Source organism: Clostridium uliginosum (assembly GCF_900112485.1).
Taxonomy (GTDB): Bacteria; Bacillota; Clostridia; order Clostridiales; family Clostridiaceae; genus Clostridium; species Clostridium uliginosum.
In genome coordinates, this window is the sequence record NZ_FOMG01000036.1 from 1 (window position 1) to 24,303 (window position 24,303).

Below are 24,303 nucleotides of genomic sequence, written 5' to 3' on the forward strand. Positions count from 1 at the left end.
CAAGGAATCAAAACGAGAAAATATCCTTGGAATTTATGATTCCTAAGAATATTTTTTAAATAAATATTTGTAAAAATTAGTTATTCAACAACCTACATTAATATAAATCTTAGAATATTTATAAATCATATTATTTACCAGTATAGTGAGGAACTTATATAGAAAATTTATGATATATATGCTTCTAACTAGATATTGTTAATTAAAGATATAATTTTCTATAAAAATTACATAAAAGATTATAAATGTATTAACTTAATTAGAACATATATATAATATTAAATTTCTTAGCTCACTTTACAATATATAACAATATAAACATGGTTTTAAAACAGCACCATTTTTAAAAATATGACTTAAAGAGCGTACTCTGTAATGTAGCTTTATTTATTTAAATGTTGTAATATCATAAATATACAAAGAGAAAATATCTCAAATTAAAAATAAATTTATTTATTCTTAATTTGAATCTTAGGAGGAAATGTCATGTACGATAAAATAATGGAATCAGTAAATTATATAAAAGGCAAGGTAAATAGAAATCCTAAGGTTGCAGTAATACTTGGGTCTGGCTTAGGTGATTTAGTTAATGTAGCTAAGGACATAGAAGATATACCTTATGAAGATATTCCTAATTTTCCAATATCAACAGTTAAAGGTCATGAAGGAAAATTAGCATTTGGAAAAATCAATGGAGTAGAAGTACTATTAATGCAAGGAAGATTTCATTATTATGAAGGATATACAATGAAAGAAGTTACATATCCTATATATGTAATGAAAAAATTAGGAATTGAAAAAATTATTGTAACTAATGCTTGTGGTGGAATTAATACAAATTTTGAACCAGGAACATTAATGCTTATTAATGATTTTATAAATCTATTTGGAGATAATCCTTTAATTGGTTTAAATGATGAAAGATTAGGAACAAGATTTCCTGATATGTCAGAACCATATAAGATAGAGCTTATTAACAAAGCAAAAGAAATTGCAGATAAGTTAGATATAAAATATGCTGAAGGTGTTTATGCAGGATTTATGGGTCCGTATTATGAAACAGCTGCTGAAATTGTAATGATTGGAAGACATGGAGCTGATGCAGTTGGTATGTCAACAGTACCTGAAACAATAGTAGCTAATTATTTAGGAATGGATGTACTAGGAATAGCATGTATTACTAATATGGCTACAGGAATACAAAAAGTGAAACATTCACATGAAAGAGTAGTAGAAACAGCTAAAAAAGCTTCAGTAAACTTATGTAAATGGGTAGAAAAGATTATAGAAGTAATATAATTTTTTCTATATTTAAGGCGAAATTTTAAAACCGTGTTTATATTGTTACATATTGTTCAGTGGGCTAAAGAATTGGACTTAAGAACATCTAAATGAGTATAGTCCCATTCCAGCTTGCTCCAAAGACAAGCTTTGGACAAGCAATTAATGTGACAATACTCATTAAGAGTTCTAAAAGTCCAATTCTAATGCCCGCTGAACAAAAATGTAACAATATAAACACTATATTAAAACAGAACTAAAGTTAAAAAGCATATTTTTTACTAAAAATAGAGATTGGTTTACCAAGCTCTATTTATTTTAGTGTTCAATTTTTGCATTATATATTATATTGTTTACCTGATTACTTTACGCTTTTATGCAACATAAGAATCAATAGTTTTTGCATAATATTAAATTGTTATGGTTAAATGATTTATATATAATCAATATGGTATAATATAGAAACTAAGAATTATTATAGATTTATTACTAATTGGGGCATTAAATACGCTATGTTTTAGAATAGTGTTGATATTATTATATAATAGCGAACTGGCATTGAAATTCGCTTTGTAGAACTCTTAATGAAAATTTGTACTATTAATTGCTTGTCACAATCTTTGATTGGGAGCATGCATTAATAGGACTAATATTCATTTTAGAGTTCTTAAAGTAAATTTCACCGTCCATGAGCTTTATATAACAATATCAACACAGCTTTAAAACAAAGATACATGGGGGGGCTTATTATTAATTTAAAACAAAATTTAACTCAATACAAAGGATTGCCTAGGGAAATATATATTCTTTTTATAGGTAGAATTATTAACTGTATAGGATCATTTGTCACGCCTTTAATGGCACTTATTTTAACACAAAAATTTGGAATGTCAGCGACGCAATCAGGAAACTTTATTGCTATTCAAGCATGTCTTCAAGGGTTATCTCTATTATTGGGCGGAAAATTGGTTGATTCTTTTGGGCGTAAAAAAATAATAGTTATATGTCAATCATTAGGAGCTATTATGCTTTTAACATGTGGATTTATGCCAATATCAATTCTTACTACTAAAATGATGATGGCATCTTCTTGTTTTTATTCAATGGCAATGCCAGCTTATGATGCATTAAATGCAGATGTAACAAACTCTGAAAATAGAAAATTATCATACTCATTATTATACATGGGAGTAAATTTAGGATTTTCTATAGGACCAATAATTGGAGGATTTTTATATAAGCATTATTTGCCTTTGGTATTTATATTAGATGCAGTTACAACATTAGCTTCAATGATTCTTATTGTAATGCTAATAAAAGAGAAAAAAATAGTAAAAAATTTAGAAGAGTATGAAGAAAAGGATAATTTACAAGAAGAAAATCAGTTAGAAAATATCGTAGAAGGATCCGTTTTTAAAGTTTTATTAAAAAGACCAATTCTTATTGCATTTGGTATTATTATGTTTTTTATAGAATTCACATATGCACAATGGGTATTTGCATTACCCCTTCAACTTGGAACGTTATTTGGAAGTGATGGAGCTAAATTATATGGTTTATTGGGAGCAACAAATGGAATAATAGTAATAATTGCTACACCTTTTTTAATGAGGTTAACTAAAAATACATCAGAACTAAATAATGTATGCTTAAGTGGATTTATATATGTTATTTCATTTCTTATGTTTGGATTTATAAGTTCTAGTACATTATTTTTCTTTGGGGTAATCCTTATGACTTTTGGTGAAGTAATAGGAGCAACAAATGTATCAACATTTATAGCTAATAATTCTCCAGCTTCTCACAGGGGAAGAATAAGTTCAATTTTATCAATAATATCAAGAACAGGATATTCAATTTCACCTATGGTTATAGGAAATGTAATAGATAAGTGTGGCATAAGTCAAGGTTATATAGTAACTGCTAGTAGTTCAATGATTGCAGTTAGTTTAATATTTATGGTTAATAAATTAATGTTAAATGAGAAAGTTATGGAAAGTGAAAACAATGTTTAAATATTAGGCTATATTTTAAGTGAGTGTTGATATTTTAAAACAGAGCAAAATATAAAATGCTTACAGAGAAAGTTCGAGGAACCAAATATAAAATTTGGACTCTCACTGTTGGAACATAACTTTTTGAATCTCACTTAAGTGATCATAAGAATAATTTGACAATTAATACTGTGAAGGCTAAAATATTGTTTAGTAAGGGATATGAAAGAAAATAACAAGTCAAAGATGCTATGTATATTTTGTCTTGTTATTTTTTGAATATCCCTAAAATCAATACGTTTAGCATATACTACACGAGATATGAAGAGGAGTTGTTATAAATGATAAAAGAAAATGGTAATATTTCAATTGATACAGAGAATATATTTCCTATTATTAAGAAATGGCTATACTCTGACAAGGACATATTTATAAGAGAAGTTATAAGTAATGCCTGTGATGCAATTAGTAAGTTTCAAAGGTTGGTTTCACTCGGAGAAGCAAATGCTGAAGAAGACGAAAAATATAGGGTTACTGTTTCTTTAAATAAAGAAAAGAAAACTCTTAAGTTTAGTGATAATGGTATTGGAATGACTGAAGAAGAGGTTAAAAAGTATATTAACCAAGTAGCTTTTTCAGGTGCAACAGATTTTATGGAAAAATATAAAGATAAGATGGATGAAGGAAAAGATATAATTGGTCACTTTGGACTTGGATTTTATTCAACTTTTATGGTATCTACTAGAGTAGAGATAGATACTTTATCATATAAAGAAGGAGCAGAATCAGTAAAGTGGATATGTGAAGGTGGTACTGAATATGAGATTACTTCTTCAGATGAAAAACTTAATAGAGGTACAATTATAACTTTATATATTAATGATGAGAGTAGCGAATTTTTAGATGAACATAAGGTTAGAGAAATAATAAAGAAGTATTGTTCATTCTTACCCACAGAAATATATTTAGAAGATGAAAATAAGCCAAAAGAAGAACCAAAGTTTGAAACAAAGAAAAATGAAGATGGTACTGAGTTTAAAGAGGAAATAAAACCAGAGGCACCAAAGCCTTTAAATGATACTAATCCACTTTGGATGAAAAAACCTAGTGAATGTACTGATGAGGAATATAAGGATTTTTATAGAAAAGTATTTATGGATTTCAATGAACCATTATTCTGGATTCATCTAAATGTTGATTATCCATTTAATTTAAAAGGAATATTATATTTCCCTAAATTAAAGCATGAATTTGAAGCTACAGAAGGTCAAGTAAAACTTTATAATAATCAAGTGTTTGTAGAGGATAATATAAAAGAAGTAATACCTGAATTTTTACTATTATTAAAAGGAACTATAGATTGTCCAGATCTACCACTTAATGTATCAAGAAGCTTCTTACAAAATGATAAAGATGTAGCTAAAATTTCTAATCATATAGTTAAAAAGGTAGCTGATAAGTTAACATCATTATTTAAAAATAGTAGAGAAGAATTCAATAATTTCTGGAATGATATACAAATATTTATTAAATATGGTTGCTTAAGAGATGAAAAATTCTATGAAAAGATTAAAGACATATTAATATTTAAGACTATAAGTGGAGAATATATAACATTAAAAGATTATCTTGAAAAAGCTAAAGAAAAACATGAAAATAAAGTATTTTATGTAAGCAATGAAAAACAACAATCACAATATATAAAGTTATTTAAAGAATATGATTTAGATGCTATTATATTAGATGCTAGTTTAGATAATCACTTTATGTCTTTCTTAGAAATGAAGGAGAGTGGAGTACACTTTACTAGAATTGATTCAGATATTTCTGAAGTGTTAAAGTCTGATGATGCGCCAAATGATGATGCTTCAAAAGAATTAAATACTAAGATAGAAGATATGTTTAAAAATTCACTTGGAGACAAAATAAGCAAAGTTTCAATAGAAGCATTAAAGAATGAAGAAACTCCAGCTATGATTTTAATTTCTGAAGAATCAAGAAGAATGGCAGAAATGAGCAAAATGTATGCAACAATGAATATGCCAGCAGGTATGTTCAATGAAGAAAAGACTTTAGTAATTAATAATAAAAATGCTATTGTTAAGAAGCTTGCATCAGTTTACGAAGATGAATCTAAAAAAGATGAAGTTAAATTTATTTGTGAACATATATTAGATTTAGCTAAAATAGCAAATAATGAGTTAACTCCTGAAGATATGGATGGATTTATAAAGAGAAATAATGAACTTCTAAACAAGTTAATATTACTTTAGGCATATGAAACCGAAATTAATGGCTATATGTGTTCCGGTTACACAGGATTTGGTTGGGTGTTTCTAACATTAGAAGTTGCGTCCAAAACAGTTTGTTCCAAAGGCACAGCTTTGGACAAACGATTTTGGAACAACTTCTAATGAAGAAATACAGCCACCCAAATCCCCGATGTAACACTCCACACATATAGCCATTAATTTCTCTGTTTTTCTGTAAGTCACATGAAAGAAGATAATAGACCTAATAATATACAGGTATTCTGGTCTATTATTTTTTTTGAATGTGTCTAATATTTAAGTATTCATATAGTAGTCAACGATATTTCAATAATAAGTTTATTGAGATATTATTGTCTACTTTTTTTATTCTTTAGGAAATTATATTCTTAAAGAAGTTGTGGATAATGCAGATTATATTTTTGTTTAAAGGTTAAGAAATAAAAACTAAAGAATAAAAAGAAAATATATTCGCCTGCCAGATTTTTCTCACATACGTTCGAAAAGGCAGATGCGTAAAAAAAATTGACAGCTCCACAGTCGCCTTGACGATTTTTTTATTTGTTATAGAAATTATCTTGAGATTAAGCATATAAAAGAAAATAACATTTAAAATTACGCTCTGTTAATATCAATACGTTTTTAAAACAGCGTCTAATTAATCAATAGATACAATGTTAGAAGTTTGAAGTTGAATTTTAGATGTGGTAGAATATTGTTATATAACTTCGAAAAATATCTAAAATAGGATATTAATGTAAAAATATGTAGTATAAACTTAAATATACATATTATAGAAAACAATCTACATGAAACTAGTTAGTAGGTACTTAATTTTAGGTAGGATTTATATTGCAACATATATAATTAAATATTTAGTAAAGCGAAAATGTAATATATATTATAGTATGTAATAACTTGTAATAGATTAGGGGGGGATTATTTATGATAAATAAAATCTTTAGACCTAAAATAATGCATAGAAGGCGTATTGATAAGATATTATCTCAAATTTTTGAGGTACCTATATTTTTTATATCTGCATCTATGGGATATGGAAAAACCACTTCAGTTAAAAATTTTATAGAAAAGAAAAAAAAGATACAAACTATTTGGCTTGATATATCTAATGAAGAAAATGATGGTGTTTTGATATGGAACAAATTTTGCAACTCAATTAAAAGTACAAATTTTAACCTTAGTAAAAGACTTATAACATATGGTTTCCCTAGAAATAATATGGAAGCTCATGAAATAATAGATATAATTCGGGATGAAATAAAGCAAAAAACAGTTATTGTTATTGATGATTGGTATGATAAAAGAACTATTTATATTAGCTATTTAATAAAGGCTATAGTTTTAGAAGAAATACCTAATTTACATATTGTTATAATAAGTCGTAATAGGCCAACAGATGAATATATAGAACTTGAATTAAAGCAAAAGTGTAGAGTAATGTGGCAAGATGATATAGCATTTACTTTTAATGAAACAGTAGAATTTTTTGAAATTAATAAAATAATATTAACAGAAAAAGAAAAAAAAGAAGTATATGAATATACAGGAGGATGGACTTCAGCTACTTATCTTGCATTACTTCAATATTATAATAAAAATACTTTTGATAATATACCAAAGGCAACAGAACTTATTAAAACAGCTGTATATGATAAATTTGATGAAAAGACAAAACAAATTCTTTTAAAACTTGCACCAGTTGAAAAATTTACGTTAGAGCAAGCTGTTTATATTACTGGAAATAAAAAATCTAATTATGTAATTAAGAATTTACAATCAAATAACTGTTTTATAAAATATGATAGTAAATTAAAGACATATACTTTACATTCGATTTTAAGAAGTGCGTTAGAAGAAGAACTTCTATCATCAGATGTAGATTTAAATAAAATAAATAATGCTTGTGGTGAGTGGTACTATAAAAATTTAAAAGATATAGACGCAATAGAATATTATTACAAGGCAAAAAATTTTAAACGTATACTTGATTTGATGGAACGGAATGATACAATAGATCTTACTAATTTATATAAAAGAATTATTAATTCAGTGTTTGATGAGCTAAGTATGGAGGAAAAGATAAGTAGACCTATAGCTTATTTAACTTATTTATTTTTTTATGTACTTTATGGAAACCCTATAGTCGGTGAAAAACTTTTATGTGAAGCAAAGACTATTTATGAAGTAGACGAAAACCTTAAAGATAAAAATCAATTATTGGGAGAAATCATATTTTTGCAAAGCCTTTTAATAATGGATGATGTGAAAAAGATGATTGAATATCATAAAAAGGCATATGAATTTTTTGGTAGAGGAACTTCTAAAATTGCAAATGATAAAATGCCGATTACTTTTGGTTCACCACATTTTTTATGTTTATACCATACTCAAAAAGGAAATTTCAAAGAAATGTCAGAGTATTTTGAACAAGGAATACATTATTTTATTCATATATCAAATGGAGGAGGCACAGGGGCAAACTACCTAATGAGAGCAGAATATTTTTTTGAAACGGGAGATCTTTATAATGGGGAATTATTTGCATATAAAGCGTTATATAAAGCAAAATCAAAAAATCAGACAAGTATTATAATTTGTTCCATTTTTCTTTTACTAAGAATTTGTGTGAACAAAAATGATAGGTGTGAAGTTAGAAATAAGTTTAATACTTTAATTAAGGAATATGAAAATCTTAATATCCCAAGATTTCTAAATGGAGCAAAATTAGCTTTGGGATATATTGATGGAATTACCGGAAATTTACAAGATATGCATAATTGGAATAAAGATGTGGAAAAGTCTAATTCACAAATGAAGTCACCTGTTGCAAATATGAGTTATATTATATTAGGATTAGCAATGATACTTAAAGGTAATTATATTGAATTAGAAGTTCAAGTGGAAACTATGTTAGAATGTTATGGAAAAAAGAATAACATATTTGGAATATTATATGCTTATATATTTGATTCAGTTGCCAAGTACAAGCTCTATGACATACAGCAAGCTAAAAATTCATTATTAAAAGCAATAGATTTAGCCAAAGAGGACAATATTGTAATGTGCTTTGTGGAGTTAGCACCACACATATTACCTATATTAAAAGACCTTGAAAAAGAAAATGAATATGTAAAAATGTTGCTGCCAAAGTGCATAAAATTTAATGAGATATATGAAAAAAATTATTGTTATGTGGAAAAAGTAGAATTAACTCCAAGGGAACTTGAAGTAATGCAATTAGTAGATGAAGGATATAAACAAAGTGAAATCTCAGAAAAATTAAACATTGCATTGATTACTGTAAAAAAACATATTGCATCTGTTTATTCTAAGTTGAATGTAAAAAATAAAACAATAGCAATAAAGATATTAAAAGAAAAAGGTATAATTTAGATATACATATAATTATCAAGTGAAGTAATAACAAAGAAATAGAAATAACATTTATTAAAGAAGACTAGAATAAATGTTATTTCTATTTTTTTGAATATACATAATATCAATAACTTCTTTCATATGCCTAAAGTAGACAATTTGTAGTTGCAAGAAAACTATTTTGCGACAATTATCTTAAATTTTGATGTTTATAATTACAAAAAATTCAGTTAATTTATAAAGTTGGATATAAAAGTATACTTTAGTATAATACACAAAATTTTAAATTTAGATATAATTTAATTAAAGAGAATTTTTGTTAGTAAGTAAAGAGGTTTAAAGCCAAGTCAACTATGGTAAGGATAATGTTGATTTTATAGTGTAGTTTTACTAGACGGAATATAATAAGTAATTGTTAGGCAAATGAAAGAAAATACTAGAGCAAAGATGCGTCGTATATTTCGTGTCAGACAAAGAGGTGAGTTTAGTTAACAGCGGGTTATTGGCTGAACTTACTGATACAGTATGACGCAAAATAGACTAGAATACTGGTCTATTATTTTTTTGAATGTGCCTTATATGTCTAAATAAATTTTACTATATATATCAAATCAATGAAGTCACATTCTTTTTTTGCTTCCATTATAAAATTTGGACAAGCAATGAATGTGACTTTATCCATAAAGGTATATGGATAAGTCATTTCTAAGTTTTAGGCAGATTCAATTCTTTCATATGCCTTATTTTATAAACATCTATTATATTTTTTGATAGTCTTAAATTTAAAAAATCAACATTGTTTAAAAATATAGATTAAGTTCAATCAGTTATTTTTAAAACGTGTTGATATTGTTATATTAAGCACATACATGCCTCCTTGTCTGATGTAAAACACACGATGTATCTTTGGTCTATTATTTTATTTCATGTGCCTTAAGGCAGAATCTAACTTTAAAAGATAATTATTAATAATGGGAAGAAGGAAAAACTATGGATAAAAATAAGAGCAAGAATAAAGAAAATAGTAGTTTAAAAAAGAAATTGTTATTAATTACACTACCTTTGACTATATCAGTAATATTAATACTCGTTGCAATATTCTATGGAATAAATAAAAAATCAATATTAGACTCAGCAAGTCAAATAGTTAATGGAAGAACAAATGAAGAAGCAATGGTAGTTGAAGGGACATTAAATGAAACATTATTTTCATTAGATGCAATCGCAGATTCAATAGAAAGTAATGGTGTTACTAAAGAATACGTTGAATCTTTAAAAGGTAAATATGGATTAAAAGCAGGAATTTATGTTTATACCCATGATGAACAATACATAGATTCAGAAGGCTATATATCTGAAGTAGATCAAAAAACAAGAGATTGGTATAAAGAAGCTCAAAGTCATAAGGATAAGTTTCAATTAGGAAAAGTATATGCAGATGCAGCTACAGGAAAACCAGTAGTTACTGCAAGTAGAATGTTAAAAGATGGAACAACCATTTGTGGAGATATATTTTTAAATGAGTTAAGTGATAAAGTTTCAAGTGCTAAAATACTTGATGGTGGTAAAGCTATGTTAGTTGATTCTCAAGATAAAAAAATATTGGCATGTGAAGATAAAAATGCTCTTGGAAAGAGTGTTGATGAGTTTGGAGATTCTGATATAAAGCAAATATTAGAATTAAATGGTGTGGGAACTATTGGCAAGTATACATGTGCCAATGTAAAGATAGAAGGAACTACATGGATACTTGGAAGCTATGTAGAAACTAGTGTGTTATTAAGTGGCTTAAATAAATTAATTATATTTGTAGTAATTTTAGCTATTGCATGTATAGGTATTATTGGAGGACTACAATGGTGGCTACTTAGTAAAGCAGTAAAGCCAATAAAAGTAGTTACTAATGCATTAACTAAGATGAGTAGCGGTGATTTAATGATTAAAGTAAATGTATCAAGTAATGATGAATTAGGTGTTATGGCAAATGCCTTAAGAAATTATGCTAAAACAATGAAAGATAAAATTAGTCAAATATTACAACATTCAGATCATCTTAAAGCTAAAAGTATAGATGGAAGTGATTATGCTATTCTATTACAAGAAGAAGCAGAAATGCAATCACAATCTATGTATGAGTTAAAAGAAACAATGACACAAATAGCTACAAGTGTTTCAGAAGTAGCAGAAAATACAGTTCAATTGGCTCAATCAATGGAAGAATGTACAGATATGGAAGATGATATTAATTTAAAAATGAGTAATACTATAGAAATATCTAATGAGAGTAAAAATGATATGAATGAATTAGAAGGGGCAATGACTGAAATAGAAAAATCAATGGATACATTAGAATCCACAATAAATAAAGTAGTTAATACAAATAAGGAAATGAAAAATATTATTGATTTAATAAAAGGTATTGCTGAACAAACTAATTTATTGTCGTTAAATGCAAGTATTGAAAGTGCTAGAGCAGGGGAAGCTGGAAAGGGATTTGCAGTAGTAGCTAATGAAATTAGAAAATTAGCAGATAAAAGTGCTTTGGCAGTTGAGGATATTACAAAGTTAATTATAAGAATAAACAAATATCTAACAGATACAAGCAATGCAACTGAAAAAAGTGTTAAATGTGTTCATATTAGCAAAAATGTATCAGAAAAGGCTTTAGCTACATTTGAGAGAATACTTAAAGACGTTGAATTAACAGGTCAATCTACTAAGATAATTAAAAGCAAGATAGCAGAATGTTCAAATATTGCTACAGGAATGGCAGCTATTACAGAAGAACAAAGTGCAAGCGTTGAAGAAGTACTAGCGACTGTTGAAACTTTAACTGAATCGTCGAATTCAATAGCTAAGAGTAGTGACGGATTAAAGACTGATTCAGAAGATACACTAAATATAAGCAAAGCGCTAAATAGCTCAATACAAGATTTTAAAGTTGAGTAATTAGGCTATGTTTTAAAAATGTGTTGATATTATTATATATTGTTAAGTATATATAACTTTTGACTGTGCAGTGTTATATATGATGATAAAAAATGATTATAAGAAAAGGATAAAGAGAATATGAGGGGGTAGCCATTAATGGAATTAAAAAGAGATATTTATGTTGATTTACTTAATTGGAAGGAAAATCATAGTAAACAAGTACTTTTATTAGAAGGTTGTAGGCAAGTCGGTAAAACTCATATAATAAAGAAATTCGCAAGAGAACAATATAAACGTGTAATTTACATTAATTTATCAGATGATAGTGGTAAAAGGCTTTTAGAATGTTATAAAAAGCTTTATGAGGATATAAGAAATAATAAGATTAATATAAATAATAATTATCTAAAGGAATTATTTAAGCGATATGATGATAACTTTGTTGATAGTAGTGATACTATAATTGTTATAGATGAAATACAAGAATCATATAAGGTATATAATAAGATAAGAGGATTTTCAAAAGAACTTGAATCTCATGTAGTTGTAACAGGAAGTTATCTAGGTAGAATAGTAAATAATAAAGAGTTTTGGTTACTCGTAGGTGATGTGTATACAATACAGGTATATCCATTATCTTTTGAAGAATTTTTAAAAGCCTTTGATTTATTTGACGTGTATTTAAATTTAGATTTTTTTGGAGGCTCAGATGAAGAAGACTACGAAAAAATAAGTAATATGTTTTCAGTATATAGTGTAGTTGGTGGATATCCAGAGGTAGTTGCAAAACTTGAAGAAACTGGTAACATAATGGAATGTGAAAATATAATAAGTAATATCATAAAAACTTTTTGCAAAGAACTAACGAAATATTTTGGTGATAATAGTATTAATGTAAGTATATTTAATCATATATTAAGAAGTATTAATAAACTTTTGACAAATAAAAAGAAAGTTTTTAAAGAAGATAGCTTTAATGAGGCTCTACAAAAGGTATTGAGTAAAGGGCATTATAGTAATATAAGTAAAGAGGTTTTAAATAGAGCAGTTAGTTGGCTTGAAAGTGCAAACATTATTGGATACTGTAATAAGATTATTAATTGTAATATAAATGATTTTAAAGTTAAACAAAGATGTTTTTTTACAGATTTAGGTGTTGCAACTCATTTATTAAATTTATTAGGAGTATTAAACTTTGATGAAATTAGTTTGAGAAATGAAATCTTTGTATTCAACTGTTTAGCTAGAAGTGAAAATAAAACTCCGTCTTTTTCAACATTAAACAAAGGTGAATTAGACTTTCTTGTTAAAAGTAAATATGATTCAAAGTTATATGGTATTCAAGTAAAATCAAGTAAGAATTCTGAAAAGACAATTTCAGATGCATTAAGGTTAAACAAGATAGATTATGCTTTGTATTTGAAAGAAGGTACTTTTGGGGGAATAGATAAAGAAAAAAAGATAATTACAGTACCAATATATCTTTTTGAAAGATTCAAATTTGATATAGGAGAAAGAGTTTTAGAACATGAAATCAATAATATTTTTAAATTATTGAATGTTAATGATTTAAAAATTGCATTATACGAATAAAAAAATGCATACTATTCATATTGAAGTATAGAATAAAATTTTATCAGTTTAGGCACATAAGAGAAAATAATAAGTCAAAGATGCGATGTATATTTTGAGTTAGACAAAGAAGCATATTGGACAAATAGTGAGCAATCTGATAAATAAAAATTGTATAATAGATGCGAATATATATTATTTTTTATTAAGAGAGGTTTTACTAGTTCTTTAATACTTCTATAGATTATGGTATAATCATGTAGGATATTTTTGTGAATGGAGGAACTTTATTTATGAAACATATAAAAACAATAAATAAAACTAACATTAAAAATAGTTTATGTAAACCAGGTTGTAAAGAATGTGCAAACTCATGTCAATCAGCATGTAAGACATCTTGTACAGTTGCAAACTTAGAATGCGAAAACTAGTTTTAGGCATATAAGGCACATTTTTGGTCTATTATTTTCTTTCATGTGCCTAAAATAAAATAACGAGTCAAAGATGCGATATGTATTTTGTGTCAAGCAAGTAGATATGTTTGGCTCATAGCTTATCTATTAGGTGGACATGCCAACGTAGCATGATACGAAATAGACTAGCTGACTTACTTGTTATTTTTTTAAATACGCCTTAACAGCAGTAACTGAATAGTTACTGCTTACTTTTTATTTTATATATTTAGGAGGAAATTAAATTGTCTTTAATACACAAGTTTAAACAAGGTGGAAACTTTTTTGTTTTAGATGTAAATACAGGAGCAGTTCATGTAGTGGACGAGCTAGTATATGATATATTAGGAGATGAAAAATTAAAAAATAAGGTTGAAGTATTATCAGATCTTAAAGGAAAGTATAAGGAAGAAGATATTTCAGAAGCATATGATGAAATTCAAGAATTAGCTGAGGAGGGAATACTTTATTCTCATGATCAGTATGAAGAAATTGCTCATAGTTCTATGGATGACAGGGACTATATAAAAGCTATTTGTTTAAATGTAATTCATGGATGTAATTTAAGATGTAAATATTGCTTTGCAGATGAAGGGGAATATCATGGTCATGGTGGAGTAATGACTATTGACACAGCTAAAAAAGCAATAGATTATGTAATTAAGAGAAGTGGCCCAAGAAAGAATATAGAAATTGATTTATTCGGTGGAGAACCAACTTTAATTATGGACACTATAAAAGAAATAATTAAATATGCAAGAGATAATGAAGCAAAGTGGAATAAGAAAATTAGATTTACTATGACTACTAATGCTACTCTTTTAAATCCTGAAATGATGGATTTTATGGACAAAGAGATGGGTAACATAATTTTATCATTAGATGGAAGAAAATCTGTTAATGATAATGTTAGAATTAAGCCTGATGGAAGTGGATCATATGATGACATTATTCCTAATATTAAAGAAATGATTAGTAGAAGAACAAAGGGAAAGACATTTTATGTTAGAGGAACATTTACTAGAGATAATATAGACTTCTATGAAGATATAATGGCTATGTTAAAGGAAGGGTTTGATGAATTATCAATTGAACCTGTTGTACTTCCAGATAATCATGCACTTTCTTTAAGAGAAGAGGATTTAGATACTATATTTAAAAACTATGACAAACTATATGATGAAATGGCTAAAAGAAAAAGAGAAGGAAAAGATGAATTTAACTTCTATCATTTCAATATAGATCTTCAAGGTGGACCTTGTGTTTATAAGAGAATATCAGGTTGCGGAGCTGGATTTGAATATGTAGCAATAACTCCTCAAGGGGATGTATATCCATGCCATCAGTTTGTTGGAAATGAGGAATTTAAATTAGGAAGTATTTATGATGATACATATAATACTGAATTAGCAAAAGAATTTAAGAAATCTCATATATATAATAAACCTAAATGTAAGGATTGTTGGGCTAAGTTCTACTGTAGCGGTGGATGCCAAGCTAACAATTTCAATTTTAATGGAGACATGAAAATTCCTTATGAATTAGGATGCAAAATGCAAAAGAAGAGAATAGAATGTGCAATTGCACTAAAGGCTGAAGGAAATTAGGCACATGAAAATAAATAACAAGTCCAAAGTTGCAATGGATATTTTTCATCAGGCAAGGAGACGAATTGCCCTCATAGCCAGGCCTATTAGGTCAATTTGCCGATGAGCAGAGAACCAAAATCTATGATTTTGTGTAAATCGCTTACTCAGCGAGCGTATGCGAGTCGAGCTTCCTATGATGGGAAATAGGCTGGCAAATGGACTTGTTATTTTTTTGATTGTGCCTTAATTTTAAATAGATACCTTAAAGTTTGAATATATCATCGAAATAAAGGTCATGCATTTGTTCCGGTTACTGAGGATTTACCTGTGAATTTCCAACAGTAGAAGTAGCACCATTTATGCATGCTCCCAATATAAAATTGGGACAGGCAATGAATGGAACAACTTCTACTGAAGAAATATCTACAGTTAAATTCATTGATGTAACACTTCACAAAAGCATGACCTTTATTTCTATTTTGAATATATCACTGAAATAAAGGTCATGCTTTTGTTCCGGTTACTGAGGATTTACCTGTGAATTTCCAACAGTAGAAGTAGCACCATTTATGCATGCTCCCAATATAAAATTGGGACAGGCAATAAATGGAACAACTTCTACTGAAGAAATATCTACAGCTAAATCCACTGATGTAACACTTTACAAAAGCATGACCTTTATTTCTATTTTGAATATATTCAAAATAGAAGACACATCTTTGGTCTATTATTTTCTTTCATGTGCCTAAGTGTAATTTAAAAATCAGGTAAAGTTATAACAAACCCAAATAGAAATAACATTTATTTTAGAAGACTAGAAAAATTTTGCTTAGCTCATACAATTAAATAATGCATATTTTGAGACAGTTTATTTTGCAGAATTATATTATTTATAATTAATTAGAACCATAAATGTGCTTGGTAAATATGTCAGAATAATCAGAAAGATACAAAATAATACAAAATGTGATATAATAAATGTAATTGTAACAAAATATACTTAAAAGGGGAATAATTATGAAAAAAACAAAAAGAATTTTACCGTTACTATTAACTACTTTACTATTGGGCTGTGTGATGTTGACAGGTTGTGGAAAAAAGGAAGTAAAAGCTGTTGAAAGTGCACAAATATTATTTGACTTGTATATAAAACAAGACACAACTAATGCAGAAAAGATTAGACTTACTAAGGAAGAAGCAGATTCTTTAGTAAAAAAACAAAATGAATTACTTACAACTATGACTAAGAAAAATTTCAAAAATTCTGGAATAACAGTTACAGATGAGGAATTAGATTCTATAGTTAAACAACAATTAGCTGCAATGTCTAAAGTAACTCCAACGATAGAGTTAGTTTCAGAAAAAGATGGAATATCTGAAGTTAAGATTAAATCTACTTATATTGATTTAGTTGGAGCTGATGAAAAAGCTGTAAATGATGCTATAGAAAAATTTGAAAATACAAATATTACAAATGAAAAAGAATTACTTGCTCAGATGACAAGTGAATATGTAAAAAATGTAATAAATGAATTAAACAACATACAAGTATCAGCAGATACCAAAGAAGAAACTTATAAGTTTAAAAAAGATGAAAAATCAAAAGTATGGATACCAGAAAATATGTTTGAATTTGGAAAAGGCATAGGTACTCTAATACAAAAATAAAACAAGAATTAATAGGTTTAACTAAAGGAATCAAGGAGGGGTGTTGCTTAAAATGATTTAAAAAATCATTTTGCAATGACCTCTTTATTTATTTGGTAATTATGTTGGAATAATCAGAAAAATACAAATTACCATATAATAAATGCAATTATAGCAAAATATATTTAAAAGGGGAATAATTATGAAAAAAGCAAAAAGAATTTTACCTTTACTATTAACTACTTTACTATTTTCTTGTGTTATATTAACGGGTTGTGGAAAGAAGGAAATAAAAGCTGTTGAAAGTGCACAAATATTATTTGATTTGTATGTAAAACAAGACACAACTAATGTAGAAAAGATTACCCTTACTAAGGAAGAAGCAGATTCAGTAATAAAAGTAGAAAAACAAGCGATTAAAGGTTTAATTAGTAATAATTTTGAAAATTATAAAGTAACAATTACAGATGAAGAATTAGATAGTATAGTTGAAAAACAATTAACTGCAATGTCTAAAATAACTCCAGAAATAGAATTAGTTTCAGAAAAAGATGGAATATCTGAAGTTAAGGTGAAAAGTAAATATATTGATTTAGTTGGAGCTGATGAAAAAGCTGTAGATGATGCTATAAAAAAATTTAAAAATTCAGGTATTACAGATGAAACAGAATTACTTACTAAAATGAAGAATGAATATTTAAAGAATATAATAAACGAATTAGATAATATACAAGTATCTGAGGATACTAAAGAAGAAACTTATAAGTTTAAAAAAGATAAGAGATCAAATGTATGGATACCAAAAAATTTGGTTGAATTTGAATTAGGTATATGTGATTTAATACAAAAACAATAGTTTTAATTAAAGAAGTCAAGCTTTTATTTTGTGAAGGTTTGACTTTTTTATTTGGCGCTGTTTTAAAACAGATCCTTATATTTATAAAAAATATAAATATTTCTATCATTTTTATAATAAATCTAAAAATAAGCATAAAAGTATAAATTTAGACAGAAAGTTTACGATAATTACTGTAGAATAAATTTTTTTGGGGGTATATATATATGGAATTTAAAATTTTCAATAAAAAATCAATAAAAAATCGTTTGCTTATAATTATAATAGCTGTTTTAGTAGTTATATTTTCAATAACTACTATTCTAATTAGTTATAACATAAAAAAAAGCATGACTGATGTTTTATTAGATAAATCTATTGATGTAGCAAATCAAGTTAAATCATTAGCAGAATTTATCATTGAGGATAAAAATGAGGATGATTTTGGAAAACTACAAATGTTAGTTGAAAAAAAATCACAAGAAAAGAATATTGCTTATGCTGTTATTATAGATAATAATGTAAAAGCTATAGCACATAGTGATCATGAAAAAATAGGTAAAGCATATGATGATAAATATACAATTGATGTAGTTAAAAATGGTAAGGTTGCAACTTCGAAGTTTTATGCAGATCTTCAAAAAACATGGACTTATGATATTATGGTTCCAATATATAAAAATGGAGAATTATATGGATCGTTAGATATTGGAATACCTATTAATGGAATTAATTCTATTGTTACAGACTTTTTAAAAATTCAAATATTTCTTACGATAACTGGACTTTTATTAATCACATTAATTTTAACATTAGTATTAAACAAAACTTTAAATCCTATAAAATCATTAATGGAAATTATAGATGAAACAAGCAGGTTAAATTTAAATTCAAATTCAAAATTAGAAGAATTATCTAAAAACCAAGACGAGATAGGTAAAATTTCAAATTCATTGATTAACATGAGAGAAAAACTAAGAGAAATAGTAGTATCAATTATGAATAATTCAAATGAAATTGATGAATTTTCTTATAAATTAGTTAAGACAACAGATCAAAGTGTAGGTTCTATTAATGGAATTTCAGAAGCTATATCAGAAATTGCATCAAGTTCTCAAAGTCAATCAGAAGATATACAAGATGAAGTAACACAAATATATGATTTAAGTAAAGAAATTGATAACATTTCAAATGATACAAATAATATATTTAATAAAATTAATTATACAAAGACATTAAGCGAAAATGGAATTAATATTGTAGACAATTTAACAAAATGCTCAGAAAAAAATAAAGATATTTCTGATAACATTAGAGAAATAGTTATAGATGTGGATAGTAATTCTAAAGATATTAGTAGTATTATTGACACAATTAATGAAATTGCTAATCAAACTAATTTACTAGCATTAAATGCATCTATTGAAGCTGCAAGAGCTGGTGAAAGTGGTAAGGGATTTACTGTAGTTGCTGAGGAAGTTAAAAAATTGGCACAACAAACTAGTCAATTTACTAATGAAATAAGAAGTAAGATAAATTCAATACAAGAAAAATCTAATAGTGCTGTTTTGTGCATGAAAGAAAATATTTTAATTGTTGATGAAAATAATAAAGCTGTAATACAAACAGAAGGTATCTTTAGTAATCTTTCTGAAGAATTAATAAACTTAATGGAAATAAGCAATAAAATTCAAGAGCATAGTAAAAGCATGATTTCTAAGAAGGATAAAATTTTAGATATAAGTCAAAATATATCTGCAGCTTCAGAGCAGACAACTGCATCCACGCAAGAAATTAATAGTATTTCAAAAGAACAATTGTTAGGAATGAAGGATTTATATGAAGAAGTAGAGAATCTACAAGCATATTCAAAATCACTTATAGAAGAAGTATCTAAATTTAATATTTAAAAAATGTTGATAATGTAATATAAACACTTTGTTAAAACAGATCGTAAAATATAAACAAGTGCTGTCTCATAATACAAATCATTTAATGATATGATGTATATTCAAAAAAAATAGAAATAACATTTGTGTAAGAAGCATTGAAAAATAAGATTAGAGTTTCTTCATTTGAAGTTGTTTCATAAATGATTGTCCTAATGCATATTAGGAGCAATCTTTTATGGGTAAAACCTTAAATTTTAGAAACTCTTAGCAAAATTTTTCTAGTCTTCTTTAATAAATGTTATTTTTATTTCTTTGTTATTACTTCACTTGGTAATTTTAAGGCATCCCCTCTTTTTTGAATGTGTTTTAAGTTAGCTTGTTTATTTAGTTAAGGTAATTTAAGATTATGTATATGAAAGAAAATAACAAGTCAAAGATGTGATGTATATTTTGAGTCATACTGGCTTATTATTTTTTTTAAAGGCTATGTTTTAAAAAATGGCTATGTTTTAGCAGAGTGTTGATATTGTTATATTTTTGTAAAGTGGACATTGAAATTGGACTTTTAGAACTCTTAATGAGTATTGTCATCTTTCTTGCTTGTCTTTGGAGCAAGCTAAAAGGGGACTATACTCATTTAGAAGTTCTTAAGTTCAATTTCTTAGCCCGCTTTACAATATATAACAATATCAACATGGTTTTAAAACAAAGCGTAAAAAATACATATGTTGCAGATTCAAATGTGTAACACAAAAAGTAAACATCTACTTAATTTATTGAATATTTCTTATTGCAACATATATACATTAAAATAAAGTTATTATATTTTTGGGAGGAAAATTAATTGAAAGAATATATATTTAAGAATAATTTAAAGTTAATATATAAAAAAAGTACATCAGAGCTTTCTTCTATATGTATCTCATTAGAAGCAGGGGCTGGAGTTGAAAGCAACATTTTAGGAATTGCTCATGCAACAGAGCATATGGTATTTAAAAATACTAAAAATAGAAATGAAAGTGAAATAAATAAAGAATTAAGTAAGATTTTTGGTTTTCATAATGCTATGACTAATTATCCTTATGTGATTTATTATGGAACTATGCTTAGTGAAGATTTAGAAAAGGGTATTGAAATCTTTTCTGACATAATTGTTAATCCTAATTTTGTAGATGATGGATTCAAAGAGGAAATGAATGTAATAATTGAGGAGCTTAGAGAATGGGATGAAGAAGTTGAGCAATACTGTGAAGATAAGCTATTTTTAAATAGTTTTAGTAATAGGAGAATTAAATATCCTATTATAGGAACTGAAGAAAGTCTTAAGAATATAACTTTAGATGATATTAAGAATTTTCACGAAAAATTTTATTTCCCTGGTAATACATCTATTGCAGTAGTATCTTCACTTGAATTTGAAGATATTAAAAAAATTGTTTCAAAGTATTTTAAGTGTTGGAAAAATAAAGATGATAAAAATATAGATACTTTATATGAAAATAATAATAATCTTATATATGAGAATAATAATAACAATAGATTTATAAATGAAAAAGAAGGATTAAAGACATGCAAAATTGAGATGATATATCCTATTCATTCTTTAAATAATAATGAAATTAAAGCACTTAGAATATTTAATGAGTGGTTTGGAGAAGGGGTAAATTCATTACTTTATGACACTTTAAGAACTAAGAATGGACTTATTTATGATGTTATTACAAAAATTGCTCATGAAAAATACATTAAGTTATATAAAGTGACATTTAGTACTTCAAAAGAAAACATAGATAAAACTCTAGGATTAATACAAGAGTGTATAGATAAGTTAGAAATTTTAAGAGCAGATATTAATGAAGATGTATTTCAGGGATTAGTAAAAGCATACAAGTTAAAAAGATTGTTTAGAGAAGAACAGAGTATTGTCTTAGCTAAGGAATTATCTACATATGATACAATGTCTGGAGATTATAATGTATATGTAGAAGAAGTTAAAGGAGTAAACAAGTTAACTAAAAACTTTATATTTGATACAGCAATTAAGGTGCTGAAAAATTCATCAATAGAAATTATAATACCTAAATAATATAGTATTAATATAGTTTTTCAGAACGTATAATAATATTAAGATAATGCGTTTTGCTGGTTTAAATAAGTCTATTTTCTAATAATGTTATAAAACGGGGCTGTCTCGGAATTTCCAAGTGAAGTAATAGCAAATAAATAGAAATAACATTTATTCCAGAAGACCAGAAAAATTTCGCTAATAGTTTCTAACATTTAAAATTGTACCCATAAAAGATTGCTCCTAATATGCATTAGGACAATCATTTATGGAACAACTTTAAATGAAGAAACTCTAAGCTTATTTTTCAATGCTTCTTCCACAAATGTTATTTCTATTTTTTTTAATATACATCATATCATTAAATGACTTGTATTAGGATACAGCCAAGTCTAATTATTGTTGATTTTAAAATGGAAAGAGGTAAGACAGCAGTCAATAAAACCTTATAAAAGTTTATATAATTATCTTGAATTTATATAATGTTTATGCTATAACAAGTTCAAGAGGTGATTATATGAAATACTATTCTATTGGAGAATTTTCAAAATTAATAGGTAAAAATGCTCAAACATTAAGAGAATGGGATAAAAAAGATATATTAAAACCACATCATGTTGCTCCAACAGGGTATAGATATTATTCACAAGAGCAACTTAATCATTTTTTAGGAATCAAAGGTATTGAAACTAAAACTAAAAAAGTAATTGGATATTGTAGAGTTAGTTCTCATAAACAAAAAGATGATTTAGCAAGACAAATAGAAAATGTTAAAACATATATGATCGCTAAAGGGTATCAATTTGAAATCATACAAGACATAGGAAGTGGGATAAATTACAATAAAAAAGGATTAAATCAACTAATAGATATGATAACTAATTCAGAAGTTGAAAAGATAGTAATTCTATATAAAGATAGATTGTTAAGGTTTGGTTTTGAAATTATAGAGAATCTATGCAATAAATATGGTACTACTATTGAAATCATAGATAATACTGAAAAGACAGAAGAACAGGAATTAGTTGAAGATTTAATTCAAATCGTTACAGTTTTTAGTTGTAGATTGCAAGGTAAAAGAGCTAATAAAGCAAAGAAAATGATTAAGGAGTTGTTGGAGAATGATACTAGGGAATAAAGTTAGATTATTTCCAACTAAAGAACAAGAACAAAAATTATGGAAATCAGTTGGCACTGCAAGATTTATTTATAACTGGACACTTGCAAGACAAGAAGAAAATTATAAAAATGGTGGTAAGTTTATATCTGATAATGATTTAAGAAAAGAGATAACAGTATTAAAACAAGATAAATTAAATTGGCTGAGTGGAGTATCTAACAATGTAGCTAAACAAGCTGTTAAAGATGCTTGTAATGCTTATAAAAAGTTTTTTAAAGTCGAATCAGATAAACCAAGATTTAAGAGTAGAAAAAAAGCTAAACCATCATTTTACAACGATACTTCAAAACTTAAAGTTAAAGATAATGCAGTATTAATTGAAAAAATAGGTTGGATTACTGTAAAGAAAAACTCAATACCTATGAATTGTAAATACACTAATCCAAGGATAAGTTTTGACGGAAAATATTGGTTTGTAGCCGTTGGAATAGAAAAGGAACAACCTAAATTAGAACTAACTAATGAGAGCATAGGAATTGATGTTGGCATAAAAGATTTAGCTATATGCTCCAACGGAATGACCTTTAAAAATATTAATAAAACAAAGAAGGTAAAAAAGCTTAAAAAGATATTGAAAAGAAAACAAAGACAATGTTCAAGAAAATATGAAAAAAATAGAAACGGAAAGGAGTATGTCAAAACCGAGAACATTGCAAAACTCGAAAAGCAAGTTAAATTACTTCATAGGAGATTAGCAAATATAAGAACTAATCACCTACACCAAGCTACTAACGAGATAGTGAAAACCAAGCCATCAAGAGTAGTCATGGAAACACTTAATATAAAAGGTATGATTAAAAACAAATACTTATCTAAAGAAATAACAGAACAATGTTTATATGAGTTTAAAAGGCAAATACAATATAAATGTGAATTCAATGGCATAGAGTTTGTTGAAGCTGATAAGTGGTATCCCTCATCAAAGACTTGTAGTGAGTGTGGTCATGTAAAAACTAAACTTTCATTATCTGAAAGAACTTATATCTGTGAAGAATGTGGTTTTGCTATAGATAGAGATTATAATGCAAGTATAAATCTTAGCAGATATTCAGCATAATTACTTAAACAATTATGACTGAGGTGTACCATGCGTTGTATGGGAAGTTAAGCCCCTGGACTATTATATCAAACCAAAGTAGCTTTTAGCAAAATGGGATAGGTTGAATGGGGAATTAAACAAGCTTTATAAAGTTTTATAA

The 24,303-nt window shown here is 26.8% G+C and carries 15 protein-coding genes; 14 read left to right on the forward strand and 1 reads right to left on the reverse strand.

Annotated features, from left to right (window positions below):
- The first annotated feature begins 486 nt into the window (after nt 1–486).
- The 8 genes from BM027_RS16170 to scfB all read left to right on the forward strand — a co-directional run bounded on the left by BM027_RS16170 (nt 487) and on the right by scfB (nt 15,503).
- Entirely contained in the window at nt 487–1,299 is an 813-nt protein-coding gene (locus BM027_RS16170) for a purine-nucleoside phosphorylase (RefSeq protein WP_090094146.1), read from the forward strand.
- Nucleotides 1,300–2,015: 716 nt separating this feature from the next.
- On the forward strand, nt 2,016–3,296 hold the full coding sequence (locus BM027_RS16175) for an MFS transporter (RefSeq protein WP_242943358.1): 1,281 nt from the start codon (nt 2,016–2,018) through the stop codon (nt 3,294–3,296).
- 320 nt (nt 3,297–3,616) lie between these two features.
- Entirely contained in the window at nt 3,617–5,548 is a 1,932-nt protein-coding gene (gene htpG / locus BM027_RS16180; RefSeq protein ID WP_090094149.1) for a molecular chaperone HtpG, read from the forward strand.
- A gap of 942 nt (nt 5,549–6,490) precedes the next feature.
- Nucleotides 6,491–8,959 (forward strand): helix-turn-helix transcriptional regulator, encoded by a 2,469-nt coding sequence (locus tag BM027_RS16185; RefSeq protein WP_090094151.1) that lies wholly within the window; start codon nt 6,491–6,493, stop codon nt 8,957–8,959.
- Between the two features lie 972 nt (nt 8,960–9,931).
- The gene (locus tag BM027_RS16190; protein ID WP_090094153.1) at nt 9,932–11,890 is read left to right on the forward strand and encodes a methyl-accepting chemotaxis protein; all 1,959 of its coding nucleotides are present in this window, start codon (nt 9,932–9,934) and stop codon (nt 11,888–11,890) included.
- A gap of 138 nt (nt 11,891–12,028) precedes the next feature.
- Nucleotides 12,029–13,465, forward strand: a complete 1,437-nt coding sequence (locus BM027_RS16195) for an ATP-binding protein (protein WP_090094155.1) — start codon at nt 12,029–12,031, stop codon at nt 13,463–13,465.
- Nucleotides 13,466–13,737: 272 nt separating this feature from the next.
- The gene (gene scfA / locus BM027_RS16200; RefSeq protein ID WP_003371542.1) at nt 13,738–13,875 is read left to right on the forward strand and encodes a six-cysteine ranthipeptide SCIFF; all 138 of its coding nucleotides are present in this window, start codon (nt 13,738–13,740) and stop codon (nt 13,873–13,875) included.
- 266 nt (nt 13,876–14,141) lie between these two features.
- Nucleotides 14,142–15,503, forward strand: a complete 1,362-nt coding sequence (gene scfB, locus BM027_RS16205) for a thioether cross-link-forming SCIFF peptide maturase (protein WP_090094158.1) — start codon at nt 14,142–14,144, stop codon at nt 15,501–15,503.
- A 502-nt stretch (nt 15,504–16,005) separates the two neighbouring features.
- On the opposite strand, the gene BM027_RS18760 is transcribed toward scfB, so the two are convergent.
- The gene (locus BM027_RS18760) at nt 16,006–16,134 is read right to left on the reverse strand and encodes a hypothetical protein (protein WP_278320256.1); all 129 of its coding nucleotides are present in this window, start codon (nt 16,132–16,134) and stop codon (nt 16,006–16,008) included.
- A gap of 368 nt (nt 16,135–16,502) precedes the next feature.
- On the opposite strand from BM027_RS18760, the gene BM027_RS16210 reads away from it, so the two are divergent.
- From BM027_RS16210 to BM027_RS16235, 6 genes are all read left to right on the forward strand, one after another.
- The gene (locus tag BM027_RS16210; protein WP_090094160.1) at nt 16,503–17,153 is read left to right on the forward strand and encodes a hypothetical protein; all 651 of its coding nucleotides are present in this window, start codon (nt 16,503–16,505) and stop codon (nt 17,151–17,153) included.
- A gap of 181 nt (nt 17,154–17,334) precedes the next feature.
- Nucleotides 17,335–17,988: a hypothetical protein gene (locus tag BM027_RS16215; protein WP_090094163.1), complete on the forward strand. Its 654-nt coding sequence runs from the start codon at nt 17,335–17,337 to the stop codon at nt 17,986–17,988.
- 206 nt (nt 17,989–18,194) lie between these two features.
- Entirely contained in the window at nt 18,195–19,877 is a 1,683-nt protein-coding gene (locus BM027_RS16220; RefSeq protein WP_090094164.1) for a methyl-accepting chemotaxis protein, read from the forward strand.
- Nucleotides 19,878–20,703: 826 nt separating this feature from the next.
- Nucleotides 20,704–21,945, forward strand: coding sequence for a M16 family metallopeptidase (locus tag BM027_RS16225; RefSeq protein WP_090094166.1), 1,242 nt, complete (start codon nt 20,704–20,706; stop codon nt 21,943–21,945).
- A 496-nt stretch (nt 21,946–22,441) separates the two neighbouring features.
- Nucleotides 22,442–23,062, forward strand: a complete 621-nt coding sequence (locus tag BM027_RS16230) for an IS607 family transposase (protein ID WP_090094169.1) — start codon at nt 22,442–22,444, stop codon at nt 23,060–23,062.
- Complete coding sequence (locus BM027_RS16235; RefSeq protein WP_090094172.1) at nt 23,046–24,161, forward strand: RNA-guided endonuclease InsQ/TnpB family protein; 1,116 nt, start codon at nt 23,046–23,048, stop codon at nt 24,159–24,161. Before BM027_RS16230 ends, BM027_RS16235 begins: the two co-directional genes overlap by 17 nt.
- Nucleotides 24,162–24,303: the final 142 nt, after the last annotated feature.

Excerpts from the sequence above, each read along its gene's own strand:
- BM027_RS16235 (WP_090094172.1), top strand. The coding sequence starts at position 23,046 with ATGATACTAGGGAATAAAGTTAGATTATTTCCAACTAAAGAACAAGAA.
- scfA (WP_003371542.1), top strand. The coding sequence starts at position 13,738 with ATGAAACATATAAAAACAATAAATAAAACTAACATTAAAAATAGTTTA.
- BM027_RS16190 (WP_090094153.1), top strand. The coding sequence starts at position 9,932 with ATGGATAAAAATAAGAGCAAGAATAAAGAAAATAGTAGTTTAAAAAAG.
- BM027_RS16230 (WP_090094169.1), top strand. The coding sequence starts at position 22,442 with ATGAAATACTATTCTATTGGAGAATTTTCAAAATTAATAGGTAAAAAT.
- BM027_RS16175 (WP_242943358.1), top strand. The coding sequence starts at position 2,016 with ATGGGGGGGCTTATTATTAATTTAAAACAAAATTTAACTCAATACAAA.
- BM027_RS16185 (WP_090094151.1), top strand. The coding sequence starts at position 6,491 with ATGATAAATAAAATCTTTAGACCTAAAATAATGCATAGAAGGCGTATT.
- BM027_RS16220 (WP_090094164.1), top strand. The coding sequence starts at position 18,195 with ATGGAATTTAAAATTTTCAATAAAAAATCAATAAAAAATCGTTTGCTT.
- htpG (WP_090094149.1), top strand. The coding sequence starts at position 3,617 with ATGATAAAAGAAAATGGTAATATTTCAATTGATACAGAGAATATATTT.
- BM027_RS16210 (WP_090094160.1), top strand. The coding sequence starts at position 16,503 with ATGAAAAAAACAAAAAGAATTTTACCGTTACTATTAACTACTTTACTA.
- BM027_RS16170 (WP_090094146.1), top strand. The coding sequence starts at position 487 with ATGTACGATAAAATAATGGAATCAGTAAATTATATAAAAGGCAAGGTA.
- BM027_RS16195 (WP_090094155.1), top strand. The coding sequence starts at position 12,029 with ATGGAATTAAAAAGAGATATTTATGTTGATTTACTTAATTGGAAGGAA.
- BM027_RS16215 (WP_090094163.1), top strand. The coding sequence starts at position 17,335 with ATGAAAAAAGCAAAAAGAATTTTACCTTTACTATTAACTACTTTACTA.